Origin of the sequence: Actinomadura sp. GTD37 (genome assembly GCF_041951365.1) — a bacterium.
Taxonomy (GTDB): domain Bacteria; phylum Actinomycetota; class Actinomycetes; order Streptosporangiales; family Streptosporangiaceae; genus Spirillospora.
The window spans coordinates 289,397-308,489 of the sequence record NZ_JBGNUS010000001.1 but is presented as its reverse complement, the minus strand read 5'-3'; the positions used below and the strand labels follow the sequence as shown (position 1 = coordinate 308,489).

21 protein-coding genes are annotated in these 19,093 nt (G+C 72.6%); 13 read left to right on the top strand and 8 right to left on the bottom strand.

All coding sequences use genetic code 11. The features are described from left to right. Nucleotides 1-10: 10 nt before the first annotated feature. Together ACA511_RS01490 and ACA511_RS01485 are read right to left on the bottom strand one after the other, a co-directional pair. On the bottom strand, nucleotides 11-856 hold the full coding sequence (locus ACA511_RS01490; RefSeq protein ID WP_375022172.1) for a MauE/DoxX family redox-associated membrane protein: 846 nt from the start codon (nucleotides 854-856) through the stop codon (nucleotides 11-13). Next, nucleotides 850-1,785 carry a hypothetical protein gene (locus ACA511_RS01485; protein ID WP_375022171.1) on the bottom strand — a complete coding sequence of 312 codons (936 nt, stop codon included), beginning with the start codon at nucleotides 1,783-1,785 and terminating at the stop codon, nucleotides 850-852. The genes ACA511_RS01490 and ACA511_RS01485 overlap by 7 nt, the downstream gene beginning before the upstream one ends. Before the next feature lie 262 nt (nucleotides 1,786-2,047). On the opposite strand from ACA511_RS01485, the gene ACA511_RS01480 reads away from it, so the two are divergent. The 3 genes from ACA511_RS01480 (at nucleotide 2,048) to ACA511_RS01470 (ending at nucleotide 6,227) form a co-directional block, all read left to right on the top strand. Next, nucleotides 2,048-2,527: a SigE family RNA polymerase sigma factor gene (locus ACA511_RS01480; RefSeq protein WP_375022170.1), complete on the top strand. Its 480-nt coding sequence runs from the start codon at nucleotides 2,048-2,050 to the stop codon at nucleotides 2,525-2,527. A gap of 253 nt (nucleotides 2,528-2,780) precedes the next feature. Next, complete coding sequence (locus ACA511_RS01475) at nucleotides 2,781-4,403, top strand: long-chain fatty acid--CoA ligase (RefSeq protein ID WP_375022169.1); 1,623 nt, start codon at nucleotides 2,781-2,783, stop codon at nucleotides 4,401-4,403. A 216-nt stretch (nucleotides 4,404-4,619) separates the two neighbouring features. After that, the gene (locus tag ACA511_RS01470) at nucleotides 4,620-6,227 is read left to right on the top strand and encodes an RNA polymerase sigma factor (RefSeq protein WP_375022168.1); all 1,608 of its coding nucleotides are present in this window, start codon (nucleotides 4,620-4,622) and stop codon (nucleotides 6,225-6,227) included. A 19-nt stretch (nucleotides 6,228-6,246) separates the two neighbouring features. Here ACA511_RS01470 and ACA511_RS01465 read toward each other — a convergent pair whose 3' ends face one another. After that, the gene (locus ACA511_RS01465) at nucleotides 6,247-7,011 is read right to left on the bottom strand and encodes a MerR family transcriptional regulator (RefSeq protein ID WP_375022167.1); all 765 of its coding nucleotides are present in this window, start codon (nucleotides 7,009-7,011) and stop codon (nucleotides 6,247-6,249) included. Between the two features lie 80 nt (nucleotides 7,012-7,091). On the opposite strand from ACA511_RS01465, the gene ACA511_RS01460 reads away from it, so the two are divergent. The 4 genes from ACA511_RS01460 to ACA511_RS01445 all read left to right on the top strand — a co-directional run bounded on the left by ACA511_RS01460 (nucleotide 7,092) and on the right by ACA511_RS01445 (nucleotide 9,312). Then, entirely contained in the window at nucleotides 7,092-8,078 is a 987-nt protein-coding gene (locus ACA511_RS01460) for an adenylate/guanylate cyclase domain-containing protein (protein WP_375022166.1), read from the top strand. A gap of 101 nt (nucleotides 8,079-8,179) precedes the next feature. After that, a complete protein-coding gene (locus tag ACA511_RS01455) occupies nucleotides 8,180-8,443 on the top strand; it encodes an amidohydrolase family protein (RefSeq protein WP_375022165.1) in 264 nt (87 codons plus the stop codon). Nucleotides 8,444-8,491: 48 nt separating this feature from the next. Further along, nucleotides 8,492-8,905 (top strand): VOC family protein, encoded by a 414-nt coding sequence (locus ACA511_RS01450; RefSeq protein ID WP_375022164.1) that lies wholly within the window; start codon nucleotides 8,492-8,494, stop codon nucleotides 8,903-8,905. A gap of 59 nt (nucleotides 8,906-8,964) precedes the next feature. Further along, a complete protein-coding gene (locus tag ACA511_RS01445) occupies nucleotides 8,965-9,312 on the top strand; it encodes an amidohydrolase family protein (RefSeq protein WP_375022163.1) in 348 nt (115 codons plus the stop codon). 21 nt (nucleotides 9,313-9,333) lie between these two features. Here ACA511_RS01445 and ACA511_RS01440 read toward each other — a convergent pair whose 3' ends face one another. Together ACA511_RS01440 and ACA511_RS01435 are read right to left on the bottom strand one after the other, a co-directional pair. After that, nucleotides 9,334-9,783: a MarR family winged helix-turn-helix transcriptional regulator gene (locus ACA511_RS01440; RefSeq protein WP_375022162.1), complete on the bottom strand. Its 450-nt coding sequence runs from the start codon at nucleotides 9,781-9,783 to the stop codon at nucleotides 9,334-9,336. Between the two features lie 99 nt (nucleotides 9,784-9,882). After that, nucleotides 9,883-10,416, bottom strand: a complete 534-nt coding sequence (locus tag ACA511_RS01435; RefSeq protein WP_375022161.1) for an acyl-CoA dehydrogenase family protein — start codon at nucleotides 10,414-10,416, stop codon at nucleotides 9,883-9,885. Between the two features lie 217 nt (nucleotides 10,417-10,633). Between ACA511_RS01435 and ACA511_RS01430 the strand changes: the two genes are divergently transcribed. From ACA511_RS01430 to ACA511_RS01420, 3 genes are all read left to right on the top strand, one after another. Then, a complete protein-coding gene (locus ACA511_RS01430; RefSeq protein ID WP_375022160.1) occupies nucleotides 10,634-12,757 on the top strand; it encodes a hypothetical protein in 2,124 nt (707 codons plus the stop codon). 49 nt (nucleotides 12,758-12,806) lie between these two features. Further along, nucleotides 12,807-13,277: a VOC family protein gene (locus ACA511_RS01425; protein WP_375022159.1), complete on the top strand. Its 471-nt coding sequence runs from the start codon at nucleotides 12,807-12,809 to the stop codon at nucleotides 13,275-13,277. 92 nt (nucleotides 13,278-13,369) lie between these two features. Next, nucleotides 13,370-13,963, top strand: a complete 594-nt coding sequence (locus ACA511_RS01420; protein ID WP_375022158.1) for a hypothetical protein — start codon at nucleotides 13,370-13,372, stop codon at nucleotides 13,961-13,963. Nucleotides 13,964-13,993: 30 nt separating this feature from the next. Here the strand turns inward: ACA511_RS01420 and ACA511_RS01415 are convergent, their stop codons facing one another. Continuing rightward, nucleotides 13,994-14,854, bottom strand: a complete 861-nt coding sequence (locus tag ACA511_RS01415; protein WP_375022157.1) for a class I SAM-dependent methyltransferase — start codon at nucleotides 14,852-14,854, stop codon at nucleotides 13,994-13,996. Then, nucleotides 14,854-15,147 (bottom strand): hypothetical protein, encoded by a 294-nt coding sequence (locus ACA511_RS01410; RefSeq protein ID WP_375022156.1) that lies wholly within the window; start codon nucleotides 15,145-15,147, stop codon nucleotides 14,854-14,856. Before ACA511_RS01410 ends, ACA511_RS01415 begins: the two co-directional genes overlap by 1 nt. A 57-nt stretch (nucleotides 15,148-15,204) precedes the next feature. Between ACA511_RS01410 and ACA511_RS01405 the strand changes: the two genes are divergently transcribed. The 3 genes from ACA511_RS01405 (at nucleotide 15,205) to ACA511_RS01395 (ending at nucleotide 18,224) form a co-directional block, all read left to right on the top strand. Continuing rightward, nucleotides 15,205-15,858, top strand: coding sequence for a TetR/AcrR family transcriptional regulator (locus tag ACA511_RS01405; RefSeq protein ID WP_375022155.1), 654 nt, complete (start codon nucleotides 15,205-15,207; stop codon nucleotides 15,856-15,858). A gap of 122 nt (nucleotides 15,859-15,980) precedes the next feature. After that, a complete protein-coding gene (locus tag ACA511_RS01400) occupies nucleotides 15,981-17,330 on the top strand; it encodes a pentapeptide repeat-containing protein (protein ID WP_375022154.1) in 1,350 nt (449 codons plus the stop codon). A gap of 261 nt (nucleotides 17,331-17,591) precedes the next feature. Beyond that, entirely contained in the window at nucleotides 17,592-18,224 is a 633-nt protein-coding gene (locus ACA511_RS01395; protein WP_375022153.1) for a TetR/AcrR family transcriptional regulator, read from the top strand. Nucleotides 18,225-18,286: 62 nt separating this feature from the next. Here the strand turns inward: ACA511_RS01395 and ACA511_RS01390 are convergent, their stop codons facing one another. After that, the gene (locus ACA511_RS01390; protein ID WP_375022152.1) at nucleotides 18,287-19,051 is read right to left on the bottom strand and encodes a class I SAM-dependent methyltransferase; all 765 of its coding nucleotides are present in this window, start codon (nucleotides 19,049-19,051) and stop codon (nucleotides 18,287-18,289) included. Nucleotides 19,052-19,093: the final 42 nt, after the last annotated feature.

Genomic DNA, 19,093 nt, shown 5'->3' with positions numbered 1-19,093 from the left:
GAGAAGGGGGCTAGACGGCCGCGGACACCTCCGGCGCCGCGGACACTTCCGGCGCCTCGGGCACCAGGACCGCCGACCGGACGTCCCGGTCGCGCTCGGCGGTGGACACGGCGAACACGATCTCCACGTCCCGGCCGTCCACCCGGCCCGCGAAGACGACGAACCGCCGGCAGCCCTCCCGCCACACGTCCAGCGGGACGGCGCTCGCGATCGCGTTCTCATGCCCGGCCCACGCCGCGCTCCCGTACAGCGTCGCGTACGTCTCCGGCAGCGGGCTGCGCCGCCGCTCGCACGGCAGCCCGGCGGGCATCCGCCGCCGCTCCACCAGTTCCGCCAGCTCCGGGGACAGCGCAGCGAACAGCGCCACCTCCACCGCGAACACCAGCCCGACCTGGACCTGGACGTCCCGCAGCACGTCCACGCCCGCGAGCGGCGCGCCGAGCGACGCCACCGCCGCGCCGGTGAACAGCACGGCCCGCAGCACGCTGCGCCGCCCGACCTTCTTGGCGCTGAGGCCGCCGAAGCAGCCGCACCCGGCGTCCGGCCGGTGGACCCGCAGCTCGCCCACCACCCACGTCGCCGCCGCGAACGCGATCGTCGTCGCGAGCCGCACCGACAGGTGCGAGGTCGCCAGCAGCGCCAGCCCGAGGACGCCCTCGCCGAGCCCGAGCCCGACCGTCATGCCGCGGCTGCGGCGCACCGCCGTCAGCCGCGCCAGCCCGGCGGGGACCGGCACGCCGTGCACGTGGTCGGGCGCGTCCGCCGCCCGCTCCCGGACGGTCAGCTTCGCCAGGCACGCGGCCAGCAGCACCCCCGCGAGCAGCAGCACCTGCGTGTTCTGGAACGCCGTCACCATGGCCCCTCCACCTGGACGGACGCGTTGAAGCAGCCCGCGTCGAGTTCGCCGCCGAGCCCGGCGAACGCGGCCGGCGTCAGCTCGACGATCCGGCCGCGCGGCGACGCGCCGCATTCCACGCACCGGTCGCAGAACCGCGCCGCCGTGCAGCCGCACTCGACCACCGGCACGGTCGCGGCCCGTCCGCCGCACTCGTTGCGGACGGTCAGCTCGCCGCCCACCGACAGGTACGGGAACGGGACGCAGCCGGACGGGGCGTCCGCGCATCCTCCGGCGGCCCCCTCGGAATCGACCGCCGGATAGGCCGCCCCGTCCGGCGCCCCGCCGCCGGCGTGCCCGAACCAGGTCGCCGTGCCGCGCAGCACCCCGGGCGCGGGGACGGTCGCGTCCGGCGCGGCGAGGTCGTCGGCCCGGTATCCCGGCTGTGACGTGCCGGGACGCACCGCCCGCGGCCCGTCCGGGGACCCGACGCAGATCAGGTCGACGAGGTATCCGGGTTCCAGGCGCGGATGCCGGACCAGCACCCGTTCGAGGGCGTGCGGGGGGATCGCCACATGGGCGCGGCGGCGGTGGGGGCCCATGTCCACCTCCACGGCGTCCTTGCCGCACGCCAGGATCGTGCCGGCGACGCGTCCGATGTCGACCCACACCCGGTCGGCGACACCGCTCTCCCGCTGCCGGACGATCACCGGCCGTCCCGGCCGGAGCGCGGCGGGGCCCCCGCGCCCGCCGTGCCAGATCTTCGTGGCCCCGCTCATCGCGAGCGTGGTCTCCGTGCCGCCCGCGGCCAGCACCAGCAGGTGCGGGCTGGCGTCCAGCACGATCCCGCTCAGCGCGGGCAGCGGCGGCTCGCCCTCCGGAGGGGCGGGGGCCGCCCCGAACACGGCCGCGCGCCTGCGGCGGCGCGCTTCACGGCTTGCGGACGGCATCGCGGCACTCCGGCGGTGATCACGCTGGGCGACTGGTCAGGAGACAATGAGTCAAGGCTCACGTGCGCGACCTCAGCTGTCGACGGATTTGTCGCGATAAGTCAGCCACTGGTGGATGTCTGATCTACCTGGGATGAAGATTATGAACTGGTTGACCCGGATATGTGGTTTATGTAGGCCCGGAATTACGATCTTCATGCGATCGTCGACGTTACCCGGGAGTGTCCGCAGGCGGCTCCCCGACCCATGGTCCGGTGGTGATGTGAGCGCGACGCGGCACGAGGAGTTCCGCGCGTACGTGGCGGAGCGCAGGCCCGTGCTGCTGCGCGCCGCCGTCCGGCTGGCCGCCGACCGCGGCGAGGCCGAGGACCTCCTCCAGGCGGCCCTCGCCAAGACCTACCTCGCCTGGGACCGCATCCAGGACCGCGCCGCCGTCGACGGCTACGTCCGCCGCGCCATGGTCAACACGCAGATCTCCTGGTGGCGGCGCCGCAAGCTGGACGTCTACCCCACCGACCGGCTCCCCGACCGTCCCGTCGAGGACCACGCCGACCGCAGCGAGATGCACGACGCCCTGGGCCGCGCCCTCGACCGCCTCCCCGAACGCCAGCGCCTCGCCGTCATGCTCCGCTACTACGAGGACATGTCCGAACGCGAAATAGCCGAGGCCCTCGGCGTCAGCGTGGGCACCGTGAAATCCACCGTCTCCCGAGCCATGGCCCGCCTGAGAGAGCTGTACTAGCCCGCCGCCCAGAACCGGGTACCGACCTCAGCCGACAGCCACGGGCAGGCACGCGGAGCGAGCGCAAGCGAGCGCAGCGGGCATGCCCGCCGACGCAGGCGACCGCAGCGACGCCACACACCGTCACGGGCAAGACAGACCGCAACGGCGGCGTGAGGATCGCCTGCGTCGCAACGGGGGTTCCAGGGGGTCGCCCCCCTGGGTCAACACTGCGAAAATCTGCGTGGGAGCCGCTCGTAAATGGAGGCGTGCCGTGTTCAGCACCATGCAGGATTTTCCGCTGACGATTACGACGATCATGCGCTATGGCGCGGGGGTCTTCGGGGACACCGAGGTCGCCACGTGGACCGGGGACGGGGCGCGGCGCCGGACCTACGCGGAGGTCGGTGAGCGCGCCGCCCGGCTGGCGGGCGCGCTGCGCGGCCTCGGGGTGGTCGGCGACCAGCGCGTCGCCACGTTCATGTGGAACAACGCGGAGCATCTGGAGGCGTATCTCGCGGTCCCGTCGATGGGGGCGGTGCTGCACACGCTCAATCTGCGGCTCTTCCCCGACCAGCTCGTCTACATCGCGAACCACGCCGAGGACCGGGTCGTCATCGTCGACGGGACGCTGATCCCGCTGCTGGCGCCGGTGCTGGCGCAGCTGAAGACCGTCCGGCACGTGATCGTGGTCGGGGCGGGCGACACGGCGCCGCTGGAGGGCGCGGGCAAGGAGCTGCACGGGTACGAGGCGCTGCTGGCGGCGGCGCCGGCGGCGTTCGAGTGGCCGGAGATCGACGAGCGGTCGGCCGCGGCGATGTGCTACACGAGCGGCACGACCGGGAACCCGAAGGGCGTCGTGTACTCGCACCGGTCGGCGTACCTGCACTCGATGGCGACGTGCACGGGCAACGCGATCGGGCTGAGCGCGTCCGATGTGGTGCTGCCGGTGGTGCCGATGTTCCACGCGAACGCCTGGGGCTTGCCCTACGCGGCGGTGATGGCGGGCGCGTCGCTCGTCATGCCGGACCGGTTCCTCCAAGCGGAGCCGCTCGTCCGGCTGATCGAGGCGGAGCGTCCGACGGTCGCCGGGGCGGTGCCGACGATCTGGTCGGACGTCCTGCGGTACACGAAGGAGAACGGGTCGGATCTGAGTTCGCTGCGGCTCGTGCCGTGCGGCGGGTCGGCGGTGCCGGAGGCGCTGATGCGGGGCTTCGACGAGATCGGCGTCCGCATCGTCCAGGCGTGGGGGATGACGGAGACGTCGCCGGTGGCGTCGGTGGCGCATCCGCCGGCGCAGGCCCGGGGCGAGGACGCGTGGCGGGCGCGGATCAGCCAGGGCCGCGTCCTCGCGGGCCTGGAGATGCGGATCGTCGGGGACGGCGACCGGGTCCTCGCGAGCGACGGGGAGGCGGTCGGCGAGGTCGAGATCCGCGGGCCGTGGATCACCGGCGCCTACCACCTCGACGAGGACCCCGCGCGGTTCCACGACGGCTGGCTGCGGACGGGGGACGTCGGGACGCTGTCGCCGGACGGCTTCCTCGTCCTCACCGACCGGGCGAAGGACGTCATCAAGTCGGGCGGCGAATGGATCTCCTCGGTGGAGCTGGAGAACCACCTGATGGCGCATCCGGACATCGTGGAGGCGGCCGTGGTCGGCGTCCCCGACGAGCGGTGGCAGGAGCGGCCGCTCGCGTCGGTCGTGCTGCGCGAGGGGGCCGAGGTCGCGCCGGAGCAGCTGCGGGAGTTCCTGTCCGGGCGGATTCCGAAGTGGCAGCTTCCCGAGCGCTGGACGTACATCGCCGAGGTTCCGAAGACGTCCGTCGGCAAGTTCGACAAGAAGGTGCTGCGGCGCCGTTACGCGGACGGTGACCTGGAGGTCCGGCGGGCCGACTGACCCCGGGGCCGGACGGGGCGGCTGACTCGATTCTGACCGGGAGTCAGCCGCCACGTGGTCACACACAGACGCGATATCTCACCCGGGTGTTACCTTAATGGTGGATTTCGGGAGATGATGTGGTGCAGATGGGGTTCGCGGGTGTATGCAAGGTGGGCTGATTGTCCGGATGACCCCCGTGGGGGCGGACCCCTCATGCCGCTGCCGGGAGCGTGAATGCCCAGGTTGTCCACCTCCGCACGCTCGGCCGACCGTGAGCTGGTCAAGGGCCTGAACGAGGGCGACGAGGCGGCGCTCGCCGCGCTCTACGACGAGTACGCCGAGCGCCTTTACGACTACGCATTGTCGATGTCGGGCGATCGGAAGGCCGCCGCCGACATCGTCCACGACACCTTCATCGACGCCTGCCGCCGCGCCCCCCGGATGCGCGACCATCTGCACCTCGGCCCGTGGCTCTACGGGGCGGCCCGGCGCCGCTGCGTCCGGCGCGGCCGCGCGAAGGTGCTGTTCTGGGACAGGGCCGCCGAGTTCGCCGACGCCCCGTTCCTGGACCGTGCCGAGGACGACGACCTCGGGCTCGAATGGCCGCCCGCGGACGAGCTGCACGACCTGCTGCGCGAAGCCCTCGCCCGGCTGGAGCCCGCCGACCAGGAGGTGATGCTCCTGGCGTTCCGGCACGGGCTGCGCCCGGCCCGGCTCGGCACGACGCTCGGCCTGTCGGCGCGGCGGGCCGCGCTGCGGGTGCGCAAAGGACGCGCCGAGCTGGAGGTCGCGCTCCAGTCGGCGATCGGCGACGCGGAGCGGGCGTGCGCCGCCGCCCTCCCGGCGGCGCAGGAGGGGCCCGAGTCCTCGGCGGTCGCCGTCCTCGCCGCCCGCGCGCCCGTGAAGGAGGAGGCCGCGCCGGCCGTCCCCGCGCGTCCCGCCAAAGGGTTGTCGAGGTTGCTGTGCCGCCGCGACGACGCCTCCCCCGCCGACACCCGCACCGAACGGCACGTCGCCGGCTGCCGGGAGTGCCTGCGCCGCGGCGGGGTGTCCCCCGCCGCGCTGCTGCGCAGGGCGCCCGCGCCGGTGCTGCCGGCCGCGCTGCGGCACCGCGTCATGCACACCGCCACCGACCCGGAGCTGGCCGGCTACCGGGCCGACATCGCCGCGCGGGGCGGTGCGCTCACCCCGGCCGGCCTGCCGATCCAGCCGGACGTCCCGTCGCCGTTCACCCGCCGGTGGCTGTTCACCGTGGGCGGCATGGCGGGGGCGCTGGTCGCCGCCGTCGTCGCCGTGCTCGTGATGGGGCCCGGCATCGGCGGCGGGACGCTGTCCTGGCCGCCGTTCGGGACGGGTCCGCAGCCGTCGATCACCCACGAGTCGCCGCAGGAGGGCGCCGGTCGCGGCGGGCGCCCGTCTCCCGGTCCCGGCGGTGGGACGCAGGGCCGCCCCGCGCAGCCGCCCCCGGCCCCGGGCGCGGACGGGAAGGACCCGCGGCAGACCGAGAACCCGTCGCAGCAGCCGACGCAGCCGGCCGACCCGCCGGTCAAACCCGGCGTGCTCGTGGTGAACCCCGCGAAGGTCGAGATGTACGGCACCAAGACCGCCCGCGTCAGCCTCGCCGCCAGGAGCGGGCCGGTGACGTGGACGGCGATGACGTCGACGAGCCAGCTGATCCTCTCGGAGATGCAGGGCGGCATGACGGCGGGCGGCTCGGTGAGCCTGACGCTCACCCTCCGCACGGCGATCATCGGGCTGCCCGGCCAGGGGACGCTGACGTTCACCGACTCCGAGGGCGCGCCGCACCAGGTGACGGTGGTCTGGGGCGCCACGCTGCTGTGACGGCCCGCCGCGCGGCCGTTCAGCCGGCGGGCTGCTCCCGCAGCGCGTCCCGGATCGTTTCGAGGCGCTCGCCGAGCGCCGCCTGGACGCGGGTCTCCATCGCCCGCGCGATGAAGGGGTCGACGACCATCTTCACCAGCGGCCGCATCCGGCGGACGACGGCGGCGACGTCGGCGACCGCGTCGCCGTCCGGGACGGGCTGCCCCTCCAGCCGGTGGAACACGTGCTCCTGGACGAGGTTGACGAACCGTCCGGCGATGACGTCGCAGTCGGCGCGGATCTGCTCGGCGATGTCGAGCACGGAGTCGAGCGGGATGCCCGCGGCGACGAGTTCGGCGCCCACGTGCAGCAGCCGGGGGCTCGGCACGCGGAACTTCTCGCCGTCCGGCTCGATCAGGCCGATCTCGACGGTGCGCCGCTGCATGCGCGCGATCTCGTCCGCGTCCAGCCCCTCGCCGAAGATCTCGACGAGCTCCTCGTAGGTGGCGGTGCCGGGGATCTCGTCCGACCACGGATCGGTCAGGACCTTCTCCAGCCCGAGGACCTCGCCGACGTCCTTGCCCGTCTCCCACGCCGACAGCAGGTCCTTGATGATCGCGAACGTGTAGCCGCGGCCGAGGAGCTTGCCGATCAGCCGGAGCCGCGCGAGGTGCGTGTCGTCGTACAGCCCGACCCGGCCCTCCAGGCGCGGCGGCGGCAGGAGGTCGCGGTCCTGGTAGGCGCGGATGTTGCGCACGGTGCTGCCGGCCAGCCGCGCCAGCTCGTCGATTCGGTACTCGGCCATGCCCCCGCCCGCCGTTCGGATGAGGTGATCTTACCCCCGGACCATTGTTACATCGATCGATGGCACATAGGGTGGCCGCCATGGCGGACGATATCGAGGAGACCCTCCTCGGCGGCCCCCTGCGCTACACGCGCAAGGAGGTCGAGGCCCTCTCGGGCGTCACCGACGACTACGCGCGCCGGATCTGGCAGGCCCTCGGGTTCCCGGCTCCGCCCGACGACGAGGTCGCGTTCACCGACGGCGACGTCGCCGCGCTCCGCGAGATCAAGGACCTCCTCTCCCACGCCATGGTGGACGAGGACATGGTCGTCCAGCTGGCCCGCGCCGTCGGCCAGACGATGGGACGGCTCGCGAGCTGGCTCGGCGACGTGTGGCTGCAGCGGCTCGGCGAACTCCCGTCCGACGAGCCGATGACGCCCGAGCTGGTCACCGCCGCGCTCGCCGCCACCGAGGAGCTGCGCCCGGCGTTCGAACGCCTCCTGCTGCACGGCTGGCGCCGCCAGCTCACCGCCGCCGGCATGCGCGCCGCCGCCTCGACGGCGACGGCCAAGTCCGATCCCGCCGCGGGCCTCGCCCACCTCGCGGTCGGCTTCGCCGACGTCGTGTCGTTCACCCGGCTGAGCCGCCGCCTCGACGGGGACGCCCTGGCCGCCTTCATCGAACGCTTCGAGTCGACCGCCGCCGAGATCGTCGCCGAGGCCGGCGGCCGCATCGTCAAGACCCTCGGCGACGAGGTCCTGTTCGTCGCGCCCACGCCGTCCGCCGCCGCCGAGATCGGCCTGCGCGTCGCGGACCACTTCAACGAGGCCCCCGACTTCCCCAAGGTCCGCGTGGGTCTCGCCTACGGCGAGGTCATCCAGCGCCTGGGCGACGTCTTCGGCACCCCGGTCAACATGGCCGCCCGCCTGACCTCGGCCGCCTACCCGGGAACGGTCCTGGCCGGCCCCGATCTGGCCGCGGCCCTTCCCGGGCACGCCTACGACGTGTCGAGCCTCCGCGCCCGCCCCCTCCAGGGCCTGGGCAGGGTGCGGCCCTACGTCCTGCGCCGCCACCGCCGCCCCGCCTGACCCGGGCGAAAAGGGCGGCCTCATGGGCCCTGGCGGGGTAGTGCGGGGCGCGGTCTCGCCGTAGCGTCCATGGCAGGCGGAAGTCCGGTTGATGGGGTGCGATGTTCGATCTGCTGGTTCGCGGCGGGACGGTGCTGGACGGCACCGGAGCGGCCGGACGCCGCGCGGACATCGCCGTCTCCGCGGACCGCATCGCCGAGGTCGGCGCCCTGGACGGGACGCGAGCGACCACGGAGATCGACGCCACCGGCCGGTACGTCATGCCCGGCTTCATCGACGCCCACGTGCACGGCGACGCGGCCGTATTCGACCCGGACGTGCAGCTCGCAGCGCTTCGGCAGGGCGTCACGACATTCGTCCTCTAGGGCCTGTCTCAAAGTCTGGCATCTTTGATCTTGTGCCAAGATCGCGGGATGCTGCGACTCACCGATTTCATCATCGACTGCCCGGAGCCGATGAAGCTGGCGGCCTTCTACTCCGAGGTGACGGGCCGCCCCATCAAAAAGAGTCACAGCCCCGAGAACTGGGCCGGCATCCAGTTCGGTGAGATCGAGCTGGCCTTCCAACGGGTAAACGACTACCGCCCCCCGCAGTGGCCCAACAGCGAGCACCCCAAGCAGTTCCACCTCGACTTCGAAGTGGATGACATCGAATCCGAGCAGCACCGCATCCTCGACCTCGGCGCGACGCTGAAGCAGGACTTCATCGACCCCGACGGCTACGGCTGGCGGGTCTACACCGACCCGATTGACCACCCCTTCTGCCTGTGCCGCAACAAGGGCGTCATCTGGACCGACCAGGGCCTGATCTGGCCCAAGCGCGGCTAGAACCTGATCTGCCGTACTGGGCGACGACTTTGAGACAGACCCTAGGGCAGGACAGCGTCATGGGAACCGCGCGGCGCGCACCGGAGAAGGACGAGCTCGCCGCCATGCTCGCGCACGTCGAGCAGGACGGCCGGCACGTCCGCGGACTCGGCGACTGGACGTGGGAGCAGGCCGCCGTGCACCTTGCCGGACGCGCCGCCGACCGCTTCCGCCTGCACGACCGGGGCCGGATCGAGACCGGACGCGCCGCCGACCTCGTCGTCGTCGACCCCGCCGCCGTCCGCGACCGCGCCACCTATGAACGGCCGCGCGTGCCGGCCGTGGGCGTCGAGCACGTGGTCGTGAACGTGTGCCCGTCCTCGACGGCGGAGCCCTCCTGCGGGTGGGCCCGCCCGGCCGCGTCCTGAAGCCCGCCTGACGGCGTCGGCCTAGCTTGCGGCGGCGTCCAGGTTGTCGGTCACGCGCTGAAGCGTGCTGAACAGGTCGCGGAGTTCCGCCGGGCTCAGCCCGGCCGAGGCGAGCATGCGCTGAGGGACGTCCAGAGCCCGCGACCGCAGGGCGGCGCCCTGCTCGGTCAGGTGGACCGACACCGAGCGCTCGTCCTCGCGGCTCCGCCGCCGCTCCACCAGGCCCGCCGCCTCCAGGCGTTTGAGCAGCGGCGACAGGGTGCCGGAGTCCAGGCGGAGGCGCTCGCCGAGATGCTTCACGGTGAGGCCGTCCGACTCCCACAGGACGAGCATGGCGAGGTACTGGGGATAGGTCAGGCCGAGCGGGCGGAGCTCCGCCCGGTACCGCGCGTCGAACGCGCGCGAGGCAGCGTGCAGCGCGAAGCAGACCTGCGCGTCCAGCTTCAAGAGGTCGTCGGCCGTCCCCGTCATGAACCCCAGCCTACGTTGCGCCCCGCTGAATGGCCCCCAACCGACCTGGGACGTTCGCAGCCGCCATGCTCGGCCGAGTCCGCGACGGGGCCGTTGTGCTCACAGCCCGAGCGATTTGGCGGTGATGACTTTCATGACCTCGCTCGTGCCCGCGTAGATGCGCGCGACGCGGGCGTCGGCGTACAACCGGGCGATCGGGTACTCGGTGACGTAGCCGTAGCCGCCGAAGAGTTGCAGGCAGCGGTCGACGGCCCGGGCCTGCGTCTCGGTGCGGAACAGCTTGACCTTCGCCGCGTCGGCGCCGGACAGCCGACGGTCGACGAGTTCGAGGACGGCGCGGTCGAGCATCGCCTGCGCCGCCTCGATCTCGGCGGCCACCGCGGCGAGTTCGAACTTGGTGTTCTGGAACGACGCGACGGGTGCGCCGAAAGCCTTGCGCTCCCTGACGTACTCGATCGTCGCGTCCAGCGCGGCGCGTGCCTGGGCGACCGACCCGACCGCCACGGTCATCCGTTCCTGGGGGAGGTTGCGGCCGAGGTAGCCGAACGCCGCCCCCTCCTCGCCGAGCCGGTTGGCGGTGCCACCGCCCTCGCACATGGTCTGGAGGCCGTAGCGAATCCCGCGCTCACGCATGTGGTGGATCATCCGCGTCATCAAGACCGCACCGGACGCGCCCAGCGTCTCAGTGACCAAGGACGACTTCCCGCCCCGCGTCAATTCCTGAGCAGCGGACGCACACCGCGCTGCGGCTTCGTCCGCGCGTTCCGTTTTCTGCTTTCGCCGTGTGATCCTTGGTGGCGCGAATGTGCCGTCCGGGTCGGGCCCAGGCGGCGGGCTGGACGGGGCGGGGATGGGCGGAAGACGCGAGAGCGACCGGGCCGCGAAGAAGTACGGCCTCAAGAACCTCGGGCGTTTCGCCGTCTCCCAGCTGCTGATAGGCGTCGGGCTGCTGATGATCTGGACGTTCGCGTTCGGCGCCACGGCGGAGGAGGTCGCGGACACCAGGCGCGCCGCGAGAGGCGACGGGGTTCCTGGCACGTTCACCGCGGAGTCGGAGGTGTGCGGGCGCGGCGGATGTTCCTGGTACGGCACGTTCTCAACCGGCAGCGTCTTCCGGTTGACCGTCGAGGGAACCGAATTGAGGGGCGACGACGGCCGTTCCGTTCACGTCGGGGACGCCGTTCCCGCTCTCGACGTCGGTTCGCGGAGCTTCGTCCACATGGAGGGCGGCTCGCCGGAGTGGGGGATGTCGTTCGGCCTCGGGTTCCTCGCCGCTGTCACCGGAAGCCTCGGGGCGGGGTTGAACGCGATGGTGCTGTGGGGCGTTTACTGGACGCGGGCCTCTCCCGCGGCGCGCAGGCGGCAGGCGAGGGAACGCGGCGGCTCCGCGCTGCGCGGCCTCGCCGACCGGGACCGGTGGGGCTGGTCGGCGCGGCCCGGTTCCGGCGCGGTCAGGGTGCGGGTGGCCAGGTCCAGGGGACGGACGCTCGCCGGGGCGGTCGGCCTGCTCTCGCTGGTGGCGTCACTGCTGCTGTTCGGCCTGATCTGGGGCGTGTTCAACAAGGAGACCACCTTGGCCGAGTTGGCCGGGGCCCTGTGGTGGCCGCTGTTCGCGCTCGTCCTGGTGGGCGTCGCGGTCCAGACGTTCAGGCTGGTGCTGGTACGGCCCCGGATGTGGGTGACCGACGACGAGATCGTCATCTGGGACGGGCTGCTGCTGTGGAAGGTCCTGCGGATCCCGCGCACCGCGATCGCGGCGATCCGGTACGGCGACGAGCCGCAGCGGTCCCGGGTCGGGGACGATACAGCCCAGTTGACGCCATTCTGGGAGGAACTCAACCTCGTCCTGGAAATGCGGGACGGCACATCTCTTCCCGCGCGTCGGCTGCGGTGGGGGAACTGGTTCTGGGTCATGTTGACTCTGAGAGATCTGGATCCGCAGACGAGCATGCCTCAGCGGGGGCGTCTGGTCCGCCGGTTGTGCCTGCGGGTGAAGGAGCCGCGCAGGGTGGCCGCCGACCTCGACCGCTGGCTGGCGGAGGGCGAGACACTCCCGCCGGAGTCCACGCCGGTCGATCACCCCGATTTCGGTGCCGTCCGCACGCACCGCGGCGTCGGCGGCGGGCGCGTCAAGATCAAGGGACGGCTTCCCCGGCCGGTGCTGGCCGAGTTCGCGAACGAGGGCCCCGGGACGCTGCGGGCCTGGCTGCGGCGCACCGAGTTCGGGCGCGGGACCCCGGTCGTGGTGTGCGGCCCCGGAGCTTCGCCCGCCACGACCGTCCTGGACGACCGGCTGGTGTCCGACAGGACGCTCGCGAAGAGGTTCCTGCACGTCGAGTCCGAAGGTCCGTGGGCCGTCACGATCAGCGGACCGGAACGCGCACGCGGATTCACCGGCTCGACCACGGGCAGCGGATCCGAAGTGCTCGACTACCGAGGGCCGGCCGGAATCGCCGTCGTGACATGCCCGGATGGGCAACCCCACCAGGTGCACCTGTACGGGCCGAACCTGGCGGTGCTCCACGGCTGCGACCCAGTCGTGTCCGCCGCCGAGCCCGGCCCGCTGCCGGGCTGGAGCACGTTCGCCGTCCCGGCGCGGGCGGTAATCCAGGTGAGAACGGCCGGGCAGGACTGGCGGATCGACGTGACGCCCCTGGAGCAGGCCGACGTGGACGCCCCTGCCCGAGCCGGAGAACAGGACGCCGTCGCCGTGCCGCCCACCGGCCGCGTCCGACCGTTCGAGCACTCCGTCGCGGGGGGCCGCACCGCGGTCGTGCGCTACCTGGGTCCGCCGGGACCTGTGCTTTTCCGCAGCGGAGACGCCTTCGGCCTCCTGCACCTCGACGCCGCCCTGACCCCTGTCCGGAGGCTCGCACGCCCGGACGGCGACACGGAAATCCACCTCCGTTCCCACACGCTCCTCCAGGTCACCGGAGGCCACGGCACATGGTCCCTGGCGGAGACCCCCCGCTGAACACACACACGCGCCGCCGAACCCGGCGGCGTCCCGAAAGGAGATCATCATGAACGACACCGGTCAGCGGGGCTCCCGGCGAGGGACGATCCAGCGGATGGACAACATCGCCATCGTCGTCGACGACCTTCCCGCCGCCATGGCGTTCTTCGCCGAACTCGGACTGGAGCTGGAAGGCGAGGCGACCGTCGAGGGCAGCGCGGTGGATCGCCTCGTCGGGCTTGAGGGAGTCCGGTCGGACATCGCGATGATGCGCACGCCGGACGGCCACGGACGCCTCGAACTGACCAAGTACCGGACGCCGCCGAGCCGGGACGGCGACCCGGACGCTCCGACGAACACGCTGGGCGCCCATCGCATCATGTTCGCCGTCGACGACATGGACGACATCCTCGACCGCCTGCGGCCGCACGGAGCCGAACTCATCGGCGACCTGGTGCAGTACGAGAACAGCTACCGGCTCTGCTACCTGCGCGGCCCGGCGGGCATCGTCGTCGCGCTGGCCGAGCAGACCACGTGACCGGCCGGGGGCCGCGTTTCCGCCCCGGGCGGCCCCCTGCGACTCGCTTAGCATGACCTTTTCGGGCGGGCGGATCATCCCGGGAGGGAACGATGCTGTTCAGGCGCGAGGTCCTTGAGGGGATCGCGGGCGGGAGGATCGACCGGGTGTTCCGGGTGTGGGCCGAGCCCCGCGTCCGCGCGGGGAGCACCCAGCGCACCTGGGCGGGGGTCGTCGTCATCGACTCGGTCACGGCCGTCACCCCCGAGGAGATCACCGAGGAGGACGCGCTGCGTTCGGGCTTCCCGACCCGCGCGGCGCTGCTCACCGCCCTGTCCAAGAGCACCAAGGAGGGCGGCTACCACCGCGTCATGCTGCATCTGGGCGGCCCCGACCCCCGATCGGAACTGGCCGGGAACGCCGATCTGACCGACCGGGAACTGGCCCGCATCAAGTCCGACCTGGACGCCGTCGACGCCCGCAGCCGCCGCGCCCCCTGGACCCGCGAGGTCCTCCGCCTCATCGCGGAGCATCCCGGCCTGCGCGCCCAGGACCTGGCCGAACGCCTGGACCGCGACAAACTCCCCTTCAAGGCCGACGTCCGCCGCCTCAAGATCCTCGGCCTCACCGAGAGCCTGGAGACCGGCTACCGCCTGTCCCCGCGCGGCGAGGCCCTCATGGCCTACCTGCGCTCCTTGAGCGAATGATCCGTCCCGGGCCCGCGCTCCGGCGGCCGATCACCCGGGCGTCGTCGCGGTGATCAGCCAGAGGCCGGCCGGGAGCCGGTAGTCGCCGCCGGGGGCGCCGAACCGGGCGAGGAGCCCGGCGGTCGCCGACCTGGCGGCCGCCTGCCCCGCCGGAGGGACGGCCCGGTACGCCGCGCTCGCGGGCCCCATCTCGATGAGCCATTCCACCGCGTCGGGTTCGTCGGGGACCCGCAGGGTGACATCGTGCGGCTGGACCGTGACGCCTTCGAAACCGGCCGCGGTGAGGACGCGCTCGATGCGCGCCGGTTCCGCGAACGAGAACGGGCCCGGTTCCTCGCCCAGCGGCAGCGGCGGCAGGGCGCCGACATGGGGCGCCGCGCCGAGGACGGCCATCGCGAGCCAGGGGTTGGCCGCGCCGTCGCGGAAGACGGTCGCGGCCAGCCGGGCGCCCGGACGCAGCGACCCCCGTATCGCGGCGCAGCCGCCGACCGGGTCGGCCAGCAGCATCAGCGCCATGCGGGAGAACACCGCGTCGAACGGCGCACCGGGCAGGGCGCCGACCGTCTCGATGTCGGCGGCGACGAAGCTCAGGCCGGGGTGCCGGTCCCGGGGGAAGCGGCGGCGGGCGGCCGCCACCATCGACTCGGCCAGATCCACGCCGACCGCCCGGCCGGTCGGCGCGACGGCCTCCGCCAGGGCGGCGGTGGTGCCCCCGCAGCCGCAGCCGACGTCCAGGATCCGCTCACCCGGGCGCGGACGCAGCCAGTCCATCGCCGCCGTGCCCAGCGGACGGCCGAGCTCATCGTGCCGGTCGGCGTGCCGGATCCAGCCGGGCGCGGTCTGCGTCCAGAACGCGAGGTTGCGCGCCCGCAGGGACGCGGTGTCGGGCATCAGAACGGCAGATCGGCGCCGTCGAGCGTGACCGACCGGAATCCGGCGGCCTTGCCGGGGTCGAACCCCTCCTGCTGCGCCGCGAGACCGGCCGCGCGGATCAGCCGCTCGGACTGGAAGCGGCGGAACGCCTCTTCGCTCTCCCAGACGTTGATGATCCTCCAGCCGTCGGGGGCGGGGCCGGCCACGTGGGCGAGCAGTCCGGGCGGACGGTCCGGCCCCAGGTGCTTCTCCACCAGCCGGTACTCGCTCTCGGTGACTCCGGGCATCTCCTGCAGCACTCCGAACGGCATCCCGACCCACTTTTCATTGGATGAAGCCTCTATCCAATAGAAGACTACGCTACCCAGGTGGCTGTCAAGAGGCGCTATGACTCGGCACGGCGGCGGGAGCAGGCCGGCCAGACCCGCCAGGCGATCCTGGACGCGGCGGGCCGGCTGTTCGTCGATCCCGGCTACGCCGCCACCCCGCTCACCGCGGTCGCGGCAGAGGCGGGGGTCGCGATCCAGACCGTGTACGCGGTGTTCGGCAGCAAGCGCAACCTGCTCTCCCAGCTCGTGGACGTCACCATCGCCGGGGACGACGAGCCGACCGCACTGCCCGACCGGCCGTTCGCCGCCGAGATCCGCGCGCTCACCGACCCGCGCGACAAGCTCGCCCGCTACGCCCGGCACCTGTACCGGACCCACGCCCGCCAGGCCGAGGTGATGATCGCGCTGGCGGGCGCCGCCACCGCCGACCCCGACGCCGCCGCGATCTGGCGCAAGAACACCGAGGACCGCCGCCGGGGCATGACGATGTTCGCCACCGAACTCGCCGCCACCGGCCGCCTCCGGCCCGACCACGACGTCGAGAGCGCCGCCGACGTCCTCTTCCTCGCCATGGACGTCACCAACTACGACTGGCTCGTCCGCGAACGCGGCTGGACGCCCGAGCGCTTCCAAAACTGGTACGTGGACACGGTGGCCGCCGCGATCCTCGACCTCCCCCCGCCGGAAACCTGACACCCTGCCGGCGCGAGGAGCCCGGAGGCCGGCGCGGCCGGATCGGATCGTGATGGCGGCGATGACCGCGTCGAACAGTAGGCGCACTGGATGCGTGACGCGTCTCGTGATAGAGACCGATTATGGCGCTGCCCTGCCCGTTCAATACCGAGATCTATGTCAGCCCGGACGTGGCCGGCCAGGAAATCACACGGTTGGCCGCTCGCCTGCCTGACTGGACGGGCCGGCAGGCCACTGCGCCGGCCGACCGGCCCGTCGCCGAGGCGGCGATCCGCGGGCTGTACGAACTGGTCGGCGCGCCGCAGCCACGGCTGGTGTGGATCGACTCTCCCCGAGGGGATTCCGATTGGGACTGGAGTGAGTTCGGCACGCCGAAGCCCGAGGCGATCGCGGCCGCGCACGGCGTGCCGGAGCCGGGAGAGTTCCTCCTGTTCCTGCTCAGGGGTGGTCGACCCAAGAAGGGCGGCCGGTTCTCTCGTACACGACGCCGGAAGATCTGGGATCAAAGGTTGGCGCTGTGGAAGGAACTCGTCGAGTCCTGCGGCGGCTGGTGGCCCTTCGAGCGAGTCTGCCTGGTGTGCGAGCGCCCCACCCAAATCCAACTCGCTCCCGCGCCAAGGCCCGGGGAAGACCCTTTGAGATTGCACTGCCGTACAGGTCCGGCAATACGCTATCGCGACGGCTTCCACCTGTACGCGCTGCACGGAAGGGTCGTCCCCGCAGGCGCCATCACCGGCGAGCGGGCAGGGGCCAGCCGGCCGTCCGGCTTACCGGAGAACTTGGCGGCACTGATCGAGGAGAACAGTGCCGAGGACATCGCCCGCCTCGTCGGCAAGGACTTTCGTGGGGCCGACCTACGGGGTGTGCGGTTCCCCGAGGGCGCCGACCTCACCAGCGCCGACCTCAGCGGAGCCGATCTGCGCCACGCCGATCTGTCCTGGGCCGAGCCGGGCTGCACCATGTGCGGGGGAGCCCGGTTCAGCAACGCCGAACTCATCGGCGCGGATCTACGGCACGCCGACTTCGGCATTGTCGGCGATTTCAACGGTGCCGACCTGACCGATGCCGACCTGACCGGTGTCAGCCTCGGCGGCGCCCCCGAGGTCGGCTGCTGGCAGTTCAACGGTGCCAAGCTCGTGCGGACCAAACTCATGAGCGCCCACCTGGTGGGCGCCGATTTCACCGGCGCCGATCTCACCGGCGCGGACTTCACCGACGCCCGCCTACGCCACATTTCCGAATCGCTTCACTTGAACGACGTGCTGTATCACTTCGCTCAGTGCACGTGGGACGACACCACGAAATGGCCGAACGCAGACTGGGCCGAGGCCGTCCGCAGGATATCCGATCCGATCGACCAGGGCATCTTTCGAGTACCCCAAAAGCCACCCGCCTCATATGCGCGACAAGACCCTCGCCCACAGCCGAGCACGCCCCCGCAGGGCGACCCCTTTTTCGACTTCGGCCGCTAGTCAGCAGTCGCGCATCTGAAGGGAACGGGCGGCCGGTCACTGGCACCATGCCCTCCCCGCCGTAGCGGACGTACGTCCTCTCCGGACTCGGCGCCCGTACGCCGACGAACTCGCCCCGCTCGCGCAGCATCTCGCCATGTTCGGCAACGTGTTCAGTGGCTCGGCCGGGTCGGCGGGAGCGGCTGACACCTCGCCCGCTCCCTTAGTGCGACAAGTGATGCATTAAGATGCTGCCATGGCACCGTTCCCCTCAGCAAACCGATGACCAGCGATGACACGTCCGGCATCGGGGCCGGAGGGCCGCCGCCCCGGCCCCGCCCCGGCGGCCGCACCGCCCGCATCCGCGCCCAGGTGCTCGACGCGGTCCTGGCGGAACTCGGCGAGCGCGGTTACGACGGGCTCACCATGGAGGCCGTCGCCGCCCGCGCCGGCGTGCACCGCGCGACGGTCTACCGGCGCTGGGGGGACGTCGGCGGCCTGCTCGCCGACGTCCTGGACGCGGCCGGCGACGACGACTGGCGCCCCCCGGACACCGGTTCGCTGGAAGGCGATCTGGCGGCGCTGAACCACGAGATCCAGGACGCGCTGACCGCGCGGCCGCCGGTCGTGGCGGCCCTGATCGCCGCCTCGTTCCGCTCGGCGAAGGCCGAACGCGCGCAACGGCGGCTCTGGGAGGACCGGTACGCCCGCTGCGAGATCGTCGTCGGCCGGGCCGTCCGGCGAGGCGAACTCCCGCCGGGCACCGGCGCCCGGCGCCTGCTGATCGCCGCGACCGCGCCGCTCTACCACCAGCTGGTGCTTCTCCGCACGCCGCCCGACCCGGCCCTGCCCGACCAGGCGGCCAGGGCCGCCGCCCTCGCCGCATCCGCCGGGGCCTTCGCCGACCCCGCCTGACGGGCTGCCGCCCCCCCTTCGTCGCCGCAGATCTCGCGGACGCGCCCAGGCGGTTTCTCGGCTCAGGGGCGGGTCGCCTGCACGAAGGCGACCCGGCCGAACCTGTGGTCGGCGTGCCCGACCTCCCGGGCGTCGCTGAACCCGGCTTCTGAGAGCAGCGCGACGAGGCCGTCGCCGTCCGCGGCGTGGCCGTGCCCCGTCCGGGAACGCCCGAGCAGGGGGAGGTGCCGGAGGGCGTGAGCCGGGCCGCGGCCATGTGCGGAGTGGTCGTGTCCGGAGTGGTCGTGTCCGGAGTGGCCGTGGTCCTCGACGTTGGACGAGGGGCCGCCGAAATCGGCGATCGTGACCTTTCCTCCCGGCCGGAGGGTGCGCAGCGCCTCGCGCGCGAACGCGCTCCGGCCGTCGGCGTCGAGGTGGTGCAGGGCCAACGACGAGACCACGTGGTCGAACGAGGCGTCCGGGGCGGGGAACCGGTCGGCGTATCCCTGGACGAGGGTGAGTGCGACGCCGCGGCGGCGCGCCTTGCGTGCGGCCCTGCGCAGGGCGTCCCCGTCGGGGTCCAGGCCGGTTACCTGGGCGGTCGGCTGGACGGCGAGGACGGTGAACGACAGGTTGCCCGTCCCGCAGCCGATGTCGGCCACCGTCTGGCCCGGCTCGACTCCGGCGAGCCGGGCCGCGCGCTCATGCAGTGCGCGGACGCCGCCCACCCGGGTGAAGGCGTCGTAGAACGGCAGGAGCCAGGTCTTGCCCGCTCCGGGGAGGAACGGACGGTCCCGCTCTTCCGGAGTTCGCTCGTCGAGGACGCGTACCTGCGTGGAAGCCGCCATGGGCACCCCTTGTCCGATCGGTGGCGGGTCTGCCCCCGGTCA

Excerpts from the sequence above, each read along its gene's own strand:
- ACA511_RS01470 (WP_375022168.1), top strand. The coding sequence starts at position 4,620 with ATGCCCAGGTTGTCCACCTCCGCACGCTCGGCCGACCGTGAGCTGGTC.
- ACA511_RS01460 (WP_375022166.1), top strand. The coding sequence starts at position 7,092 with ATGGCGGACGATATCGAGGAGACCCTCCTCGGCGGCCCCCTGCGCTAC.
- ACA511_RS01425 (WP_375022159.1), top strand. The coding sequence starts at position 12,807 with ATGAACGACACCGGTCAGCGGGGCTCCCGGCGAGGGACGATCCAGCGG.
- ACA511_RS01465 (WP_375022167.1), bottom strand. The coding sequence starts at position 7,011 with ATGGCCGAGTACCGAATCGACGAGCTGGCGCGGCTGGCCGGCAGCACC.
- ACA511_RS01455 (WP_375022165.1), top strand. The coding sequence starts at position 8,180 with ATGTTCGATCTGCTGGTTCGCGGCGGGACGGTGCTGGACGGCACCGGA.
- ACA511_RS01435 (WP_375022161.1), bottom strand. The coding sequence starts at position 10,416 with ATGCGTGAGCGCGGGATTCGCTACGGCCTCCAGACCATGTGCGAGGGC.
- ACA511_RS01410 (WP_375022156.1), bottom strand. The coding sequence starts at position 15,147 with ATGCCGTTCGGAGTGCTGCAGGAGATGCCCGGAGTCACCGAGAGCGAG.
- ACA511_RS01400 (WP_375022154.1), top strand. The coding sequence starts at position 15,981 with ATGGCGCTGCCCTGCCCGTTCAATACCGAGATCTATGTCAGCCCGGAC.
- ACA511_RS01440 (WP_375022162.1), bottom strand. The coding sequence starts at position 9,783 with ATGACGGGGACGGCCGACGACCTCTTGAAGCTGGACGCGCAGGTCTGC.
- ACA511_RS01450 (WP_375022164.1), top strand. The coding sequence starts at position 8,492 with ATGCTGCGACTCACCGATTTCATCATCGACTGCCCGGAGCCGATGAAG.
- ACA511_RS01490 (WP_375022172.1), bottom strand. The coding sequence starts at position 856 with ATGGTGACGGCGTTCCAGAACACGCAGGTGCTGCTGCTCGCGGGGGTG.
- ACA511_RS01395 (WP_375022153.1), top strand. The coding sequence starts at position 17,592 with ATGACCAGCGATGACACGTCCGGCATCGGGGCCGGAGGGCCGCCGCCC.
- ACA511_RS01485 (WP_375022171.1), bottom strand. The coding sequence starts at position 1,785 with ATGCCGTCCGCAAGCCGTGAAGCGCGCCGCCGCAGGCGCGCGGCCGTG.
- ACA511_RS01445 (WP_375022163.1), top strand. The coding sequence starts at position 8,965 with ATGGGAACCGCGCGGCGCGCACCGGAGAAGGACGAGCTCGCCGCCATG.
- ACA511_RS01390 (WP_375022152.1), bottom strand. The coding sequence starts at position 19,051 with ATGGCGGCTTCCACGCAGGTACGCGTCCTCGACGAGCGAACTCCGGAA.
- ACA511_RS01420 (WP_375022158.1), top strand. The coding sequence starts at position 13,370 with ATGCTGTTCAGGCGCGAGGTCCTTGAGGGGATCGCGGGCGGGAGGATC.
- ACA511_RS01430 (WP_375022160.1), top strand. The coding sequence starts at position 10,634 with ATGGGCGGAAGACGCGAGAGCGACCGGGCCGCGAAGAAGTACGGCCTC.
- ACA511_RS01415 (WP_375022157.1), bottom strand. The coding sequence starts at position 14,854 with ATGCCCGACACCGCGTCCCTGCGGGCGCGCAACCTCGCGTTCTGGACG.